Origin of the sequence: Peptoniphilus sp. (genome assembly GCF_022767005.1) — a bacterium.
Taxonomy (GTDB): Bacteria; Bacillota; Clostridia; order Tissierellales; family Peptoniphilaceae; genus Peptoniphilus_A.
Map to the genome: position 1 here is coordinate 32674 of NZ_JALEOV010000011.1, position 17151 is coordinate 49824.

General features: G+C 30.3%; 13 protein-coding genes. All 13 read left to right on the plus strand.

Annotated features, from left to right (window positions below):
* Entirely contained in the window at positions 1 to 4242 is a 4242-nt protein-coding gene (locus MR285_RS01065; protein ID WP_293557272.1) for a PolC-type DNA polymerase III, read from the plus strand.
* Positions 4243 to 4344: 102 nt separating this feature from the next.
* Positions 4345 to 4806 (plus strand): ribosome maturation factor RimP, encoded by a 462-nt coding sequence (rimP, locus tag MR285_RS01070; RefSeq protein WP_293557273.1) that lies wholly within the window; start codon positions 4345 to 4347, stop codon positions 4804 to 4806.
* An 11-nt stretch (positions 4807 to 4817) separates the two neighbouring features.
* On the plus strand, positions 4818 to 6095 hold the full coding sequence (gene nusA / locus MR285_RS01075; RefSeq protein ID WP_293557274.1) for a transcription termination factor NusA: 1278 nt from the start codon (positions 4818 to 4820) through the stop codon (positions 6093 to 6095).
* Between the two features lie 26 nt (positions 6096 to 6121).
* Positions 6122 to 6385, plus strand: coding sequence for a YlxR family protein (locus MR285_RS01080; protein ID WP_293557275.1), 264 nt, complete (start codon positions 6122 to 6124; stop codon positions 6383 to 6385).
* Between the two features lie 24 nt (positions 6386 to 6409).
* A complete protein-coding gene (infB, locus tag MR285_RS01085) occupies positions 6410 to 8716 on the plus strand; it encodes a translation initiation factor IF-2 (protein ID WP_293557276.1) in 2307 nt (768 codons plus the stop codon).
* Entirely contained in the window at positions 8716 to 9069 is a 354-nt protein-coding gene (gene rbfA / locus MR285_RS01090; RefSeq protein ID WP_293557277.1) for a 30S ribosome-binding factor RbfA, read from the plus strand. The genes infB and rbfA overlap by 1 nt, the downstream gene beginning before the upstream one ends.
* On the plus strand, positions 9062 to 10036 hold the full coding sequence (locus MR285_RS01095; RefSeq protein WP_293557278.1) for a bifunctional oligoribonuclease/PAP phosphatase NrnA: 975 nt from the start codon (positions 9062 to 9064) through the stop codon (positions 10034 to 10036). The genes rbfA and MR285_RS01095 overlap by 8 nt, the downstream gene beginning before the upstream one ends.
* Positions 10033 to 10932 carry a tRNA pseudouridine(55) synthase TruB gene (gene truB / locus MR285_RS01100; RefSeq protein WP_293557279.1) on the plus strand — a complete coding sequence of 300 codons (900 nt, stop codon included), beginning with the start codon at positions 10033 to 10035 and terminating at the stop codon, positions 10930 to 10932. The genes MR285_RS01095 and truB overlap by 4 nt, the downstream gene beginning before the upstream one ends.
* Positions 10919 to 11827: a bifunctional riboflavin kinase/FAD synthetase gene (locus tag MR285_RS01105; protein WP_293557280.1), complete on the plus strand. Its 909-nt coding sequence runs from the start codon at positions 10919 to 10921 to the stop codon at positions 11825 to 11827. Before truB ends, MR285_RS01105 begins: the two co-directional genes overlap by 14 nt.
* Positions 11828 to 11939: 112 nt before the next feature.
* Positions 11940 to 12206 carry a 30S ribosomal protein S15 gene (gene rpsO / locus MR285_RS01110; RefSeq protein WP_075658746.1) on the plus strand — a complete coding sequence of 89 codons (267 nt, stop codon included), beginning with the start codon at positions 11940 to 11942 and terminating at the stop codon, positions 12204 to 12206.
* Positions 12207 to 12249: 43 nt separating this feature from the next.
* Entirely contained in the window at positions 12250 to 14355 is a 2106-nt protein-coding gene (locus MR285_RS01115) for a polyribonucleotide nucleotidyltransferase (protein WP_293557281.1), read from the plus strand.
* 56 nt (positions 14356 to 14411) lie between these two features.
* The gene (gene dut / locus MR285_RS01120; protein ID WP_293557282.1) at positions 14412 to 14843 is read left to right on the plus strand and encodes a dUTP diphosphatase; all 432 of its coding nucleotides are present in this window, start codon (positions 14412 to 14414) and stop codon (positions 14841 to 14843) included.
* A 38-nt stretch (positions 14844 to 14881) separates the two neighbouring features.
* Positions 14882 to 17151: DNA translocase FtsK (locus tag MR285_RS01125; RefSeq protein WP_293557283.1), on the plus strand; the 2270-nt coding region annotated here is incomplete at its 3' end.

Below are 17151 nucleotides of genomic sequence, written 5' to 3' on the forward strand. Positions count from 1 at the left end.
TTGATTTTATTAAAGGATATTTTTAAAAAGTTAGAAGTTACTTCTATTGATATTTCTGAAGATATTTATATTGAATCCATTAAAAGAAATAAAAATACTGGAGAAGTTTTTTTTATAGTGTCAGCTAAAGATGAACTAGAAAATAGTTTAAAGAAAAATATAAAAGAAATATTTTCAAGAAATTTAAAAGAATATAAAATTTATATTGAGTTTAAATCATCTTCTCTCTATGAAAGTGAAGATGATTTAATTTGTGCAGAAATTTTAAAATACAATCCTTCATCAAAAATTTGGATTGATGAAATTGATATTAAAAAAGAGAATTCTAAAATCGAAATAAAAGTACCAACAGAAGAAGCCTATTACACATTAACAAAAAATGGTTTTGGAGCTTATTTGGAAAAAGAACTTAAAGTTTTTGGATCTTACATAATAAATTTTGATTTTGTAAAAGAAATAGTTGAAGAAGAACATCTTGAATCTTTTATCTCACAAATTGATGAAGCGGAAGAAGTCATTTCTGCAAAACAAGAATTGGAAACAAAGACAAAAACAGTTAATAATGAAGGGGAAAGCAAAACAAAAATAATTAATAGTTACGGTAAAAAAGAAGTTGAAAACATTCAAAGACTTATAGACGTAAACTTAAATTCCCAAAAAGTAACCGTAGAAGTTGATATATTTAATGTTGAAAGCAGAGAACTAAAAAATGGAAACTTTTTAATTTCTCTATCTATAACTGACTATACAACGTCAACTCTTGCAAAAATATTTTTAAAGCCAGAAAAGGCTCGAGATTTTTTAGAAAGCTTTAAAAATGGCGAACATGTTTTAATAACTGGAAATGTAAGCTATGATAATTTTTCAAAATGTGAAACTATTATGATTAGATACATTGAAAAAAAAGATAAAGTTATTCGCATGGATTATTCTAAGGAAAAAAGGACTGAATTTAGAATTCATTCAAAAATGTCTCAAATGTCAGGAGTAACTTCCTTTACTGATTTTGCAAAAAGGGCAAAGCTATGGGGTCATGATGCCTTAGCAATATCTGATACCAACGATGTTCAAGGCTTTCCTGAAGCAATGGAAGCAGGAGAAGCAACTGGACTTAAAATTTTATATGGAGCAGATATAAATTTTGTAGATGATGAAGAAAAAATCGTAACAAATTATGATTCAAATAAAAATTATAATTCTTATGTTGTATTTGACATAGAAACTACTGGATTATCATCAAGAAAGGATAAAATTACAGAAATTGGTGCCGTAAAAATTGTTGACGGAGTAATAGTAGATAGATTTTCACAATTAATTAATCCAGAAATGGAAATTCCACAAGTTGTTGTTGAACTAACAGGAATTAGCAATTCAAAAGTAGAAAATGAACCTACCATCGAAGAAATAATTCCTAAATTTTTCGATTTTGCCAAAGGCTCAGTTCTCGTAGCGCACAATGCTAAATTCGATATTTCTTTTATTAGGAGAGAATATGCCAACAATAATTTAGAATTTAATCACCCTATTCTCGACACATTAATCCTTGCAAGGGCAATTATGACTGATATGAAGAGATTTAATTTAGGAACTCTTTGTAAAAATTTAGGCGTATCTCTTATTGGTGCACATAGAGCTGTTAATGACGCCGAAGCTACTTCAGCTATGTTTATAAAATTAATTGAAAAATTTAAAAAAGATAAAGAATTTAATTTTGATAATTTAAACAAAGAAATTGTAAACATAGATTCTAAACGTTTATTCGAAAGTTCCTTGCTTTTATTAGTTAAGAATGAAGTCGGGCTTAAAAATTTATATAAACTAATTTCAGCTTCTCATATGCAGTTTTATAATTTCTCTCCAAAAGTTCCTAGAACTTTATTAGACAAATATAGGGAAGGCATACTAGTTGGCTCTGGTCTTGCAAGCTCAGAACTTTTTGATGCAGTTTATAGGAGGTGCCCTGATCATCAACTATTAGAAATTGCAAAATATTATGATTTTTTAGAAATTCAACCAGCAAGTGACAATATAATTGAAATTCAAGATGGAAAATTTAGCGTAGATGACATAAGAGAAATTAATGAAAAAATTGTTTGGCTTGGAGAAAAATTAGGAATTCCTGTAATTGCAGACTCAAATACTTATTATCTTGAAGAATCAGAAGATATTTTAAGAAGAATTGTTTTAAACGGAAAGCCAGGAAGACCTGACCCGAGAGCAAATCGCGAGCAAAAATTTTATTTTAAAACTACAGAAGAGATGCTTGATGAGTTTTCTTATTTGGGAAATCAAAAAGCTTATGAAGTTGTAATAACTAATACTAATAAAATTAAAAATGAAATAGAATCAATAAAACCAATACCCGATGGAAAATATCCTCCAGTTATTGAAGGTTCAGATGAAAGTTTAAGAGAAATGACCTATAAAAGAGCTCACGAAATTTATGGAGATATTCTTCCACAAATTGTAGAAGAAAGGCTTGAAAAAGAGTTAAAATCTATTATTTCAAATGGATATTCTGTGCTTTATATTATTGCGCAAAAACTTGTAAAAAAATCTAATGATGATGGATTTTTAGTAGGTTCTAGAGGTTCTGTTGGATCATCTTTTGTAGCTACAATGTCAGGTATAACAGAAGTAAATCCACTTCCGCCACATTATATTTGTCCTAATTGTAAACATTCTGAATTTACAAAAAATTTGGAATTTGGCAGCGGAGTTGATATGCCAGATAAACTTTGCCCAGAATGTGGAACTCCAATGAAAAAAGACGGACATAATATTCCTTTCGAAGTATTTTTAGGATTTTATGGTGACAAGGAACCTGATATTGATTTGAATTTTGCGGGAGAATACCAACCCCAAGCTCATAAATATACTGAAGAGTTATTTGGCAAAGGATATGTATTTAGAGCTGGTACAATTGGAAAGATTGCAGAAAAAACCGCCTATGGTTATGTTAAAAAATATTTTGAAAATAAAAATATTTCCCCAATAGAAGTAGATAGATTGGCAAAGGAAATAACTGATGGCAAAAGAACAAGTGGACAACATCCTGGCGGAGTTATGATTGTTCCAAAGAATAAAAGTATTTTTGATTTCACGCCAATACAATATCCTGCAGATGACCCAGCGTCAGGAGTAATAACAACACATTTTGATTATAACTTTATTCATGGAAAGATTTTAAAACTTGATATACTTGGTCACGACGGTCCAACTATTATAAAGATGCTTGAAGATTTTACAGGAATTGATTCAAGTAAAATTAGACTTGACGATGAAAAGGTACTATCAATATTTAATAGTGCAGAAATTTTTAATATGGATGAAGAAATTTTCTCGTGTGATACGGGAACACTTGGTATTCCAGAATTTGGTACATCCTTTGTAATAGCTATGCTTGTGGAAACAAAACCAAAGAGTTTTGCAGACCTTGTAAGAATTTCTGGGTTATCTCATGGTACTGATGTTTGGATTTCAAATGCTCAGGAACTTGTGAACTCAGGAAGAGCAGAGTTAAAAGATGTAATAGCAACTAGAGAAGATATTATGGTTTATTTAATAAATGCTGGTGCAGAAAATAAAATGGCATTTGACACTATGGAAAAGGTAAGAAAAGGAAAGGGACTTACTGAAGAGCAAGAAAAAATAATGAAGGGGTTAGATTTACCTGAATGGTATATTGATTCTTGTAAAAAAATTAAGTATATGTTTCCAAAGGCTCATGCAGTAGCATATGTAATGTTATCATTTAGAATTGCATACTATAAATTAAATTATCCTTTAGCTTTTTACGCAACATTTTTTACTATTAAGCTAAATGATTTTAATGGAGAAAATATTATTGAGGGACCAAATTTTTTAAAAAACAGAATTAAGACTTTAAAAGAAATTCAAAATCCAACAGCCAAGGATAAGGGAGAGATAAGAGTTTCTGAAGTTGCACTTGAAATGTACGCCAGAGGCTTCGAATTTTTGCCAGCAGATTTATATAAATCAAAGGCTTCAAAGTTCACAATCGAAAATGATAAGATAAGAATGCCACTTAGAGCCATACCTGGAATAGGAGAAAACTGTGCAAATAGTATTGAAGAAGAAGCTCAGAAGTCTATTTTTCTGTCAGTGGAAGATTTTTCTAAGAGAACAAAGGCAGGAAATTCTGTAATAACAATTTTACAAAAAAACGGAATGCTAAATGATCTAGATGAGACCAATCAAATTTCATTATTTAATTTTTGAAAGTTGTAATTTTAGCAATATGTGTTATAATTTAATAAGAAAGATATTTTAGTGTAAAGAGTGGGTTAACCCACTCTTTGTTTTTTAGTAGTGAGGTGTTAAGTGAATAAAAAAGAATTAAAAAAAGAGATTTACCCACTAGCTGAAGAGGTAGCAGAAGAACTAGGTTACGAAATTGTGGACATAGAATTTCAAAATGGATCAAAACACGACCTTCTATCAATTTTTATTTACAAAAAAGAAGGAATTGATCTTGATGACTGCACAGAAATGAGTAGAAATTTAGAGAAAAAATTGGATAATCTTGAAATTTTAAAAAATCCTTATTATCTTGAAATTTCTTCACCGGGACTTGATAGACCTTTAAAAACAAAAGATGACTATAGAAGAAATATTGGAAATGAAGTTGATGTAAAACTTTATGCACCAATTGACGGAAAAAAAGAATTTAGTTTTGTTTTAGACAAATACGACGATGAAAATTTTTATTGTAAAATTGATGATGAAGATATTGTTATACCTATTAAATCAATTTCATCTATGAAACAAACTATTAAATTTTAATGGAGGATTAAATGAACCAAGAGTTTATAGACGCTTTGAATGAAATTGAAAAGGAAAAAGGGATTTCTAAAGAAATTGTCTTCGAAGCATTGGAATCAGCTTTAGTTTCTAGTTATAGAAAAAATTATGGCACATCTCAAAATGTAATTGTTAATATGAATAGAGAAACTGGAGAAATTAAGTTATTTGCATCAAAAGATGTTGTCGAAAATGTTGAAGATGATCAACTTCAAATATCTTTAGAAGATGCAAAAAAAATAGACCCAAAATACGAAGTTGGAGATGTCTATAATTTAGAAATACATCCAAAAAACTTTGGCAGAATTGCAGCTCAAACGGCTAAACAAGTTGTTATTCAAAGAATAAAAGATGCAGAAAGAGATATTGTTTTCGAAGAATTTGTTGAAAGAGAAAAAGAAATTATCACTGGAGTGGTTCAAAGAAAAGCGTACAACAATGTATATGTAGATTTAGGAACAACTGAAGCTGTTCTACCATATAGCGAACAAATTAGCAATGAAAAATATGATCACGGCGATAGATATAAAATGTTAATTTTATCAGTTGAAAAATCTACTAAAGGTCCGCAAATTATTCTTTCAAGGTCACATCCAGATTTAATTAAAAGACTTTTCGAATTAGAAGTTCCTGAGGTTAGTGAAGGAATAGTAGAAATTTATTCTATATCAAGGGAAGCTGGTTCAAGAACAAAAATAGCAGTATTTTCAAGAGATCCTGAGGTAGACCCTCTAGGAGCTTGTGTTGGATACAAGGGTCAAAGAGTTAATGCGATTGTAGATGAAATTCATAATGAAAAAATTGATATAGTTATTTATGAAAAAGAAATTGACAAATTTATTGCAAATTCTTTAAGTCCATCAAAAGTAGAAAAAGTTTTTGTAAATGAAGCTGAAAAATCTGCACTTGCAATAGTTCCAGATTACCAATTATCTCTTGCCATAGGTAAGGAAGGACAAAATGTTAGACTTGCTGCCAAGCTTACTGGATGGAAAATTGACATTAAATCTAATGAACAATTTGAAGCTTATCTAGAAGATAGAGGAATTACTGAAGAAGAGTTAGCTGACGAATTTGCAAATGCAAAGAAAGAAATGCATGAAGAAATGGAAAGTTCTGATGAAATTCATAGTTCTGAAGACTTCTCTAAAAATACTGAAATAAAAGAAATTCAAGAAGATGACAATTTGGAATTAGATTTTTCCAAAAAAGAAAATGAAGACGCTGATAAGTTTGAAGAAATAAAAGAAAATGAAGAAAATGATGATTAAAAATTCTTAATTTAACGGAGTAAAAAATGACTAAAATTAGGAAAATACCCATGCGTACTTGCATAGGTTGTCGTGAACAAAAACCAAAAAAAGATTTAATTAGAGTGGTTAAAAACAAAGATGATGAAATCTTTATAGATAAAACTGGAAAGGCAAATGGAAGAGGAGCTTATTTATGTAATGACAAAAATTGTTTGGAAAAAGCGATAAAGTCAAAATCCCTAAATAGGGCATTTAAAACAGAAATTAGTGAGGAAATATATGAAAAACTAATTAATTCTGTGGATTAAGCTTCTTTTGAGGAGGTGTTCAATTTGTCAAAAATTAGAGTGCACGCATTGGCAAAGGAAATTGGTATTACTAGCAAAGAATTAATTTTAAAATTAAATGAAATGCAAATACCTGTAAAAAACCATATGTCAACTTTAGAAAGTGCTGATGAAGAAAAAATAAGAAAATTATATACAAAAAATTCTTCTAAGAATGAATCTCCTGTAAAGAATAATAATTCTAAAAATAATAGAGATACAAAAGATAAAAGAAAAGTTACAGATTCTAATAAGAAAAAACAAGAAAATCATATTAGACATAATGAAGTTAAAAATCAAAAGAAACATGATCAATTAAATAAAGATTCCTTTGATGAAAACAAAAAGGAAATTCATAAAAATAAAATTCACAAGATAAAAAAAGAAGATTCTTTTGATGATGAAAATTTTAGTAAAAATCAAAAGAAAAAATTTAAAAATAATAAAGAAAATAAAAAGGAAATTAACAACTCCTATAATAGAGATTTAACTAAGAAAAAGCCAAAGAAAAAAGTTAAATCAAGACACAAAACGGAAGAAGATAGCAAAGGAGATGATCCTATAATAGTGATTGCACCAATTACAGTAAAAGATTTTGCAGATCAACTTGGAGTATCTGTATCTACAGTAATTACTAAATTAATAAGCCTCGGAGTTATGGCTAATCAAAATCAAAGTATTGATGAAGATACTTGTGTTCTTTTAGCAGATGAACTTGGCATTGAAATTGAAATAGAAGAACAAAAACTCGATGATTCAATTGAAGAAGAATATGGACTGTTAAAAAAAGATAAAGAAACAGATTTAAAAACTAGACCGCCTGTTGTTACAGTAATGGGACACGTTGACCACGGTAAGACATCTCTACTTGATTCCATTAAAAAAACTCATGTAACTCAATCAGAAGCTGGTGGAATTACTCAACATATTGGAGCTTACACAGTTAATTTAGCTGGAAAGAAAATTACTTTTTTAGACACACCTGGACACGAAGCTTTCACTTCTATGAGACTTAGAGGAGCGCAAACGACAGACATTGCTGTACTTGTTGTCGCTGCAGACGATGGTGTAATGCCACAAACTATTGAAGCTATTTCACATGCTAGATCTGCTGAAGTTCCTATTATTGTTGCAATTACAAAAATTGACAAGCCTGAAGCCAATCCCGAAAAGGTAAAACAAGAACTTATGAATGAAAATTTAGTTGCTGAAGAATGGGGAGGAGATACAATAGTTGTTGGTGTTTCTTCAAAAACTGGTGAAGGTATTGACGAACTTCTTGAAATGATTCTTCTAGTTGCTGAAATGAGGGAATTAAAGGCTAACCCTAACAGACGAGCTATTGGTACAATTATTGAAGCAAACTTAGATAAGGCTAAAGGTCCTATGGCTACTGTTCTTATAAAAAACGGTACCTTAAGATTTGGAGATTCAATTGTATCTGGGGTATGTTCAGGAAGAATTAGAGCAATGGAAGATGATAAGGGCAAGAAAGTTAAAAAAGCTGGTCCGTCTATGCCAGTGGTAGTTCTTGGACTTAACGACGTTCCTAACGCAGGTGATACAATTTATGCAGTAAAAGACGATAAGACAGCAAAGGCTATTGCAGATAAAAACGCCGAAATTACTAGAGAAAAAAGACTTAGCCAAACTACAAAAATTAGCTTAGATAATTTATTCGAAAAAATTTCTGAAGAAGATGTAAAAGAATTAAATATAGTTGTAAAAGCTGACGTAAAGGGTTCCGTAGAAGCATTGAATCAATCACTTCTAAAACTATCAACAGAAGAAGTAAAAATCTCAATTATTCACTCTGGAGTTGGTGGAATTAACGAATCTGATGTAACACTCGCTTCTGCATCAAATGCAATTGTAATTGGATTTAATGTAAGGCCAAACATCAATGCCATTGAACTTGCTAAGAGTGAAGACGTTGAAATTAGAACTTATAGAGTAATATATGAAATCATAAACGATATCGAACAAGCAGCAAAGGGTATGCTTGACCCCGATATTGTAGAAGAAATTCTTGGAAGATGTGAAATTAGACAAACATTTAAACTTCCTAACAATCAGATGGTTGCAGGGGTATATGTTTTAAATGGTAAAATTTTAAGAAATTCTAAAGTGAAAGTTCTTAGAGATGACGTAGTTATTCATGAAGGCGATATTTCTTCTCTAAAGAGATTTAAAGACGATACAAAGGAACTTGCAACTGGATTTGAAGGTGGTCTTGTAATCGATGGTTTTAACGACATTAAAGAGGGAGACCTTCTTGAATCCTATATAATAAAGGAAGTTAAGAGATCATAATGAACAATAAGAGAATTAATAGAATATCTGAAGAAGTAAAAAGAATAATTTCAAATATTGTCCAAAATGAACTAAAAGATCCTAGAATTCCTTCTATTACAAGTATTTCTCATGTAGATGTAACTAATGATTTATCTTTTGCAAAAGTTTATGTTTCCGTACTAGGAAATGATTCTGATAGAGATGAAGCAGTAGAAGGGTTAAATTCTGCAAAGGGATTTATAAAAAAAGAATTGGCAAAAAAAATCAAATTGAGAGCAATGCCTGAACTTATTTTTATTAAGGATGATTCAATAGAAAAGGCTCTTGAGCTTGACAAATTAATTGACGAGGTAAATCGTGGAAATGATTAATTTAAAAGAACTTTCTTCTGAATTAAAAAATTTAATTAATGAAAGTGAAAATATTGCAGTTGCTTCTCATCTAAATCCAGATGGAGATAATTTAGGATCTGTTACAGCCATGGTTGGGATGTTAAAAAAACTTGGTAAAAATGCTGTTTATGTGTTAGATGACACTATTCCAAATTCCTTTAAATTCTTGCCAAATTTATCATACGCAAAAAGTCCTGACAAAATAAATAATGCTTTTGATTTATTTATTGCATTAGACTCATCTGACGAAAATAGAATGGGCGACAATATTAAAAAAATTTTTGAAACATCAAAAAAAACTGTAAATATTGACCATCATTTTAGTAATACAAAATTTGCCGATTTAAATATTGTTGACGACAAATCTCCTGCAACTTGTGAAGTCCTTGCAAGAATTTTTGAAACTCTTGATTTAGAACTAAATAAAGATATTGCAACTTCACTTTTTACTGGACTTTCAACAGATACCGGTTCATTTAAATATAGCTCTGTAAATTCAAATACATTTTTAATTGCATCGAACTTATTTAAATACGATATTGATATAAATGAAGTGACAGTAAATGTTTATCAAAGTAGATCTAGACAAAAAACGGATTTATTGATACGAGCAATGAACTCTATTGAATATTTTGACAATGACAAAATTGCAGTTGTCTTTGTTACAAAGGATGACATGATAAAATCAAAGGCTGAAAAGGCTGATGCAGACGGAATAGTTGAATTTGTAAGAGATATTGATAGTGTTGAACTTGCAGTTTTATTAAAAGAAAAAGACGACTGTATTAGACTATCGCTAAGATCAAAGTCCTATCTTGATTGCACAAAAGTTGCTTCAAAATTTAATGGTGGCGGTCATGTCAGAGCTTCTGGAGGTACAATTAATCATACAGATTTAAACAAAGCAAAAGAAGATGTAGTAAAAGTAGCTGAAGAACAATTATGATAGATGGGCTTTTAATTTTTGACAAAGAAAAGGGAATAACTTCTCACGATTTAGTTTATAAAGTTAGAAAAAAATTAGGCATAAAAAAAGTAGGCCACACTGGAACTCTTGATCCAATGGCGACAGGAGTTCTCGTTATTTCCATTGGCAAGGCAACAAAGATTAGTGATTATATTCTATCTAGTGATAAGGTATATAAAGCAAAAATTAAACTTGGAATTTTAACTGATACCTACGACATAACTGGAAATATTTTAGATGAAAAAGAAGTTAATTTTACTGAAGAAGAAATTAAGGAAACTTTAGTTAAATTCACTGGCAAAATTTCTCAAAAACCTCCAATTTATTCTGCCTTAAAAGTTAATGGAAAAAAACTTTATGAATATGCAAGAGAAGGTAAAGATGTTGAGATCAAAAAAAGAGATATAGAAATTTATAAAAATGAACTTATAGATTTTAATGGTAGTGATGAATTTACTGTTTTAGTTGACGTTTCTAAGGGCACATATATAAGGTCCCTTGCAAATGATATTGGAAAATATCTTGGAACTTTTGGAACTTTAACTGAACTTAGACGTATAAGAACAGGAAATTTTAAAATTGAAGACTCCATAACAGTTTCTGACTTTGAAAAATTAAGCATCAATGAAATAAAAGAAAAAATTCTACCTATGGATTTAGCTCTTAGCAATTTAAAAAGACTTGATATTCCAAGTTTTTTTTGCAAAAAATTTTTGATGGGACAATTTTATAAACTAGACAAAAATCTTATTAATGAAGATTATAGAATTTATTCAAATGATAGATTTTTAGGCATTGGAGAAATTAGAAAAAAAGATGGAGAAATTTTTCTCAAGATGAAAAAGAATTTAATGGTGACTTATGAAAATAATTGAAATAGACTTAAATTATATTGCAAATGAAGAATCAGTTATAGCACTTGGAAATTTTGATGGAGTTCACAGAGGACATATTGCACTGATAAATAAGGCAATAGAAAATGCTAAAAAATTAAATATTAAGTCAAGTCTTTTACTTTTTAACGAGCACACAGATAACCTTGTAAAGGTAGGAAAGAAAGAGATTATTACAACTAACAAGACAAAGTTTGAAATTCTAGAAAATTTAGGCATAGATTTGATTTATCTCATTAATTTTACAAAGGAGTTTATGTCTTATAGCCCAATTAAATTTTTAGATTGCTTTTTAGCAAAAAATTTAAAAATTAAAGGCGTCGTCGTTGGTTATGATTATACTTATGGATATAAAAAATCTGGAAATGTAGAATTTTTAAAAAAGAATAAGTATTTATTTGAATCTGTTGAAGTAATAGATCAAATTTCTTACAATGGAGAAAAAATTTCATCATCTTTAATTCGAAAACTTATTGAAAGTGGAAAAATAAAAGAAGCGAATTTTTTATTATCAAGACCTTATAAGCTAATTGGAAAGATTATTCATGCTAAGGGATTAGGTAAAAAAATGGGTTATCCTACTGCAAATCTTGAACTAATAGATAATTTTGTAATACCAAAGTTTGGAGTATATGATACTGATATTATCATTAAAGGAAAAAGATACAAAGCATCTACAAATATTGGAACAAATCCAACTGTTGAACATGATGGTGTAAAAATTGAAGCACACATACTTGATTTCACCAAAGATATTTATGGTGATAGTGTAGAACTTGAACTTTTAAATTTTGTTAGACCTGAACTAAAGTTTAATAATATAGAAGATTTATTTAGTCAAATAGCGAAAGATGTTTTGATTACAAGGAATAGATAACTTTACATTTTAAGCATTATATGATAAGATATATAAGGTTAAATAGCTATTCACAGTTCGACGCTCCTCGACGTGTACTTTGATTAGCTTTATTAAAAATTAGGAGGAAAATATGCTAGAACCAAATATTAAAAAGATTATTATTGATGAATTTAAGACTCATGAAGGTGATACTGGTTCACCAGAGGTACAAATTGCAATTCTTACTAGAAGAATTAATGATTTAAATGAACATCTAAGAATTCATAAGAAAGACCATCACTCAAGAAGAGGACTTCTTAAAATGGTTGGTAAAAGAAGAAATTTATTAAGATATTTAAAAAACAGTGATATAGAAAGATATCGTACACTTATTAAAAAACTACAAATAAGAGGATAGTAGGAGCGGTAATTCCGCTCTTTCTTATTAGAAGGAGGAAATAATGGAAAAAACTTATACTATGGATCTTGCAGGTTCCCAATTAAAAGTTACAATTGGAAAAGTTGCAGAACAAGCTAATGGTGCTTGTTTAGTACAATATGGAGATACTGTTGTCCTAGTTACAGCTACAGCTTCATCTAAGCCAAGAGAGGGAATCGACTTTTTTCCTCTAAGTGTAGATTATGAAGAAAAGATGTATGCTGTTGGGAAAATTCCTGGTGGATTCATTAAACGTGAAGGAAGACCAAGCGAAAAAGCTACTCTATCTGCCAGATTAATCGACAGGCCTCTTAGACCTCTTTTCCCTGAGGGATATAGAAATGATGTACAAATTGTTGCAACAGTATTATGTGTTGATCAAGATCACTCACCTGAAATTGTTGCTATGATAGGTTCTTCTATTGCTCTTTCTATCTCTGATATTCCTTTTGACGGACCTACTGGATCTGTTGAAGTTGGTTTTATTAATGGAAAATACATTATAAATCCTAATGAAGAAGAGAGAAACAATTCCAGAATTAATTTATCTCTTTCTGGCACTGAAACCGCTATTATGATGGTTGAAGCCGGTGCACAAGAAGTAAGTGAAGCTGAAATATTGGAGGCTATTTTAGAAGGTCATGAAGTTATTAAAGACATTTGTACCTTTGTAAATAAAATTACTTCAGAAGTTGGAAAAGAAAAAGCTGAATACGAGGTATTTAAAGCTGACGAAGAAATTGTTGCTAAAGTTAAAGAATATGGCAAAGATTTATTAATTGACGCAATAAGACAAAAAGATAAAATCACAAGAGTTGAAAAAACTGAAGCTGCAAAAAATGACATAAGAGAACATTTTAAAGATCTTATGGAAGAAAATGCAAAAGACGTTGAATTTGCTTTAGAAGAAATTGAAGTAAATGAAGTTAGGAGAGGAATACTTGAAGAGGAAAGAAGACCTGACGATAGAAAACTTACAGAAATAAGACCACTTTCTTCTGAAGTTGGAATTTTACCAAGAACTCACGGATCAGGACTATTTACTAGAGGACAAACTCAAGTGTTATCAATTGCAACTCTCGGTGCAATTTCTGAAGAACAAGTTATTGATGGTCTTGGAGATGACAAGCCAAAAAGATATATTCATCACTACAATTTCCCAGGATTCTGCGTTGGTGATACTAAACCATCAAGATCCCCTGGTAGACGTGAAATTGGTCACGGCGCTCTTGCCGAAAGAGCTCTCAAACCTGTAATTCCTGATAGTGAAACTTTCCCATATACAATTAGAGTTGTTTCTGAAGTTTTATCATCTAATGGCTCTTCTTCTCAAGCATCAATTTGTGGATCTACTCTAGCTCTTATGGACGCAGGTGTTCCTATTAAAGCACCCGTAGCTGGTATTGCAATGGGACTTATTGAAGAAAATGGTGTCATAAAAATTTTAACAGATATTCAAGGACTTGAAGATCATTTTGGAGATATGGACTTTAAAGTAGCTGGAACTCGCGAGGGAATTACGGCTATTCAAATGGATATTAAAGTCGAAGGAATTAAAAAAGAAATCCTTGAAGTTGCACTTGAAAGAGCTAAAATTGCAAGAATTGAGATTCTTGATCACTTAGCTAAAACTATTGACAAACCAAGGTCTAAACTTTCTAAATACGCCCCAATTATTCACATGATTTCTATTGATCCTGAAAGAATTGGTGAAGTAATAGGTGCCGGTGGAAAAATAATTAATAAAATTATTGAACAAACTGGCGTTAAAATCGATATCGACGATGATGGAAGAATTTCTATACTTTCTGAAAGCGATGAAAAAGCTAAAGAGGCTATTGCCATCATAGAAGACATTGTAAAAGACATTGAAGTTGGTGATGTTTATACAGGTAAGGTTAAAAAGATAGTTAAATTCGGTGCCTTTGTTGAAATTAAAAAGGGAACTGAAGGGCTTCTTCATATTTCTGAAATTGCTCATGAAAGAACAAATAATGTTGAAGACGTTTTAAAAGTTGGCGACACTGTTGAAGTTAAAGTTATCGAAATATCTGAAGATACTGGAAAAATTTCACTTTCAAGAAAAGCTCTTATAAAAAGAGAAGATGAAAAGACAGAAGATAAATAAATAATTTTTTAGTCGCATTAAGATTTATTTTAATGCGATTTTTTAAAGGGGAATTTATGAAATTAAGAATTATAAATAAAAGTAAGCATCCACTTCCTAAATACGAAACTGAAGGTTCTTCAGGAATGGATTTGAGGGCAAATCTTGACGAAGATATAGTATTAAAACCACTTGATAGAGTATTAGTTCCTACGGGATTATTTCTTGAATTTGATAAAGGATACGAAGCACAAGTTAGGGCAAGATCTGGTCTTGCCTTAAAAAAAGGTCTAGGTCTTCCAAATGGAATAGGAACAATTGATTCAGACTACCGTGGAGAATTAAAAGTAATTTTGATTAACATGAGTAATGAAAAAGTTATTATTAAAGACGGTGAGAGAATTGCACAAATTGTCTTTATGAAAATTGAAACCCCAGAAATTGTTGAAGTTGAAGAGATAAGTGATACGGAAAGAAGCACTGGAGGATTTGGTCATACTGGCGTTTAAGATGACAAATTGTTATAATATTAATGAGGTGCTTTCTCTTGATAAAAAACAAAAAAAACAATAAAAAAATTTCAAATAAAAAAAATATTCAAAAAAGAAGAAAAACTTCTTCAAGTATTTCTTCTGGAAAAGAAATTATTGGTCTATTTTTAATTGTAATAGGCATAGTATTTTTCATTTGCCTATACAGTCAAAAAATGGGGCTAATTGGTACTTTAATATATAAATTATTTTCTGTTATTACTGGTTCTGGAAATTTTATTATTCCTCTACTATTCATTTTTTGGGGAATATTGTTTAATATTCAAGCTACTAAATTTCATATGAGAAGATATATCCTTTGTTCCCTTATAATATTCTTGTGCATTTTAATTTTCCTTGATGGATCCAAGGAAATGGACATGACTTTAATAGAAAGAATTATAAAATCAACTGAGTATATGGACATAACTAGAAGTGGTGGTATAATTGGAGCAATCTTTGGATTTTTTTCATATAAACTTTTAGGTTCACTTGGTACTTATTTAATTCTTGGAATAATAATTGTTGCTTCACTTTACTTTATGATAAAAATAAACATCGATCAAATGATTATGTTTATTGAAGATATGGGCGAATACATTGAAGATAAAAAGAAAATATTAGAAGAAAAAAAAGCTGATAGAAAAATTAAATTAGAAGAAAAAGAAAAGAAGAAATTAGAAAAAGAAATTCTTAAGAAAGAAAAAATTGAACTCAAAAAAGCTAAAGAAAATTCTAAGGACGCAGAAGAATTTGTACAAAATTTAGTTATTAAAGATTATTCTGAAGAAAATATTGAAGAAGAATCTGAAAAAATTAAAGAAAATAGTAATGAAATTATAGAAGATAATAATTCTAAAATAATTACTCAATTACAAGATGAGGAAATTGAAGAAGATGTTGTTGATACTATAAAAAATGACATTGAAAATAAGAATAAAGAAGAATATACCTACACTTATCCCGATATAGCTTTATTAAATAGAACTAACCCAAAGGGTAGATTTTCTAAGGACGAAATTATTGAAAGAGGAAAAATTATCGAAAACACTATGAGAAACTTTGGTATTGAATCTAAAGTTGTTGCAATAAATCGTGGTCCTGTAATAACATCCTACGAATTAAAACCTGCTCCTGGCATTAAATTATCTAGAATAGTTGGACTAAACGATAATATTGCCATGGCTCTTTCTAGTTCTGACCTTCGTATAGAAGCACCAATTCCTGGAAAAAATGTAGTTGGTATTGAAGTACCAAATAAGGAAAAGGATGCTGTTAGTCTTAAAGAATTAATTGATTCTAATGAATTTAAAACTATTAATTCAGATATACCATTAACTCTTGGTAAGGATGTTGAAGGAAATATATTAATTTCAGGCATGGAAGATATGCCCCATCTATTAATTGCTGGTGCTACTGGTTCTGGTAAATCAGTATGTATCAATTCAATAATCACTAGTGTAATATATAAATCCTCTCCAAGGGATGTAAAACTTATGCTTATAGATCCAAAAGTTGTTGAACTTAGTGTCTATAATGGCATACCACATCTTTTAATCGACGTTGTTACTAATCCCAAAAAAGCAGCCTTTGCACTTAACTGGGCTGTAGATGAAATGGAAAAAAGATATATTTCCTTTGCCGAGAAACACGTGAGAGACTTGAAGGGCTACAACAAAAAAATGGTTGAAGAGGGAAGAGAGAAAGAAAAACTTCCTAAAATCCTAATTATTGTCGATGAACTTGCGGATCTCATGATGGTTGCCTCTAAAGAAATTGAAGAATATATTGCAAGACTTGCACAAAAGGCAAGAGCTGCTGGAATGCATCTCATTCTTGCTACTCAAAGACCTTCAGTAGATGTAATTACAGGGACAATCAAGGCAAACATACCTTCACGTATTGCATTTGCAGTTGCATCATCTATTGATTCAAGGACAATTCTCGATATGAGTGGAGCTGAAAAACTCCTTGGAAAGGGAGATATGCTATTTTATCCAAGTAAGTATCCAAAACCTAAGAGAATACAAGGTGCTTTTATAAGTGATAACGAAGTTGAAAGAGTGGTTGATTTTGTAAAAAGCAACAATGAAGTAAGGGTAAATGTTGAATCAAAAATTGAGAAAGCTATTGAAAGCAAAAAAACAAAAGGCGAAGAAGAGAGAGATCCACTTTTCAAAGAAGCAGTTGAACTTGTAGTTAACGATGAGCAAGCATCCATTTCTTACATTCAAAGAAAATTAAAAGTGGGTTATTCAAGAGCTGGTAGAATCATAGATCAAATGGA

Excerpts from the sequence above, each read along its gene's own strand:
- nusA (WP_293557274.1), top strand. The coding sequence starts at position 4,818 with ATGAACCAAGAGTTTATAGACGCTTTGAATGAAATTGAAAAGGAAAAA.
- MR285_RS01080 (WP_293557275.1), top strand. The coding sequence starts at position 6,122 with ATGACTAAAATTAGGAAAATACCCATGCGTACTTGCATAGGTTGTCGT.
- rbfA (WP_293557277.1), top strand. The coding sequence starts at position 8,716 with ATGAACAATAAGAGAATTAATAGAATATCTGAAGAAGTAAAAAGAATA.
- MR285_RS01095 (WP_293557278.1), top strand. The coding sequence starts at position 9,062 with ATGATTAATTTAAAAGAACTTTCTTCTGAATTAAAAAATTTAATTAAT.
- truB (WP_293557279.1), top strand. The coding sequence starts at position 10,033 with ATGATAGATGGGCTTTTAATTTTTGACAAAGAAAAGGGAATAACTTCT.
- MR285_RS01105 (WP_293557280.1), top strand. The coding sequence starts at position 10,919 with ATGAAAATAATTGAAATAGACTTAAATTATATTGCAAATGAAGAATCA.
- rpsO (WP_075658746.1), top strand. The coding sequence starts at position 11,940 with ATGCTAGAACCAAATATTAAAAAGATTATTATTGATGAATTTAAGACT.
- MR285_RS01115 (WP_293557281.1), top strand. The coding sequence starts at position 12,250 with ATGGAAAAAACTTATACTATGGATCTTGCAGGTTCCCAATTAAAAGTT.
- dut (WP_293557282.1), top strand. The coding sequence starts at position 14,412 with ATGAAATTAAGAATTATAAATAAAAGTAAGCATCCACTTCCTAAATAC.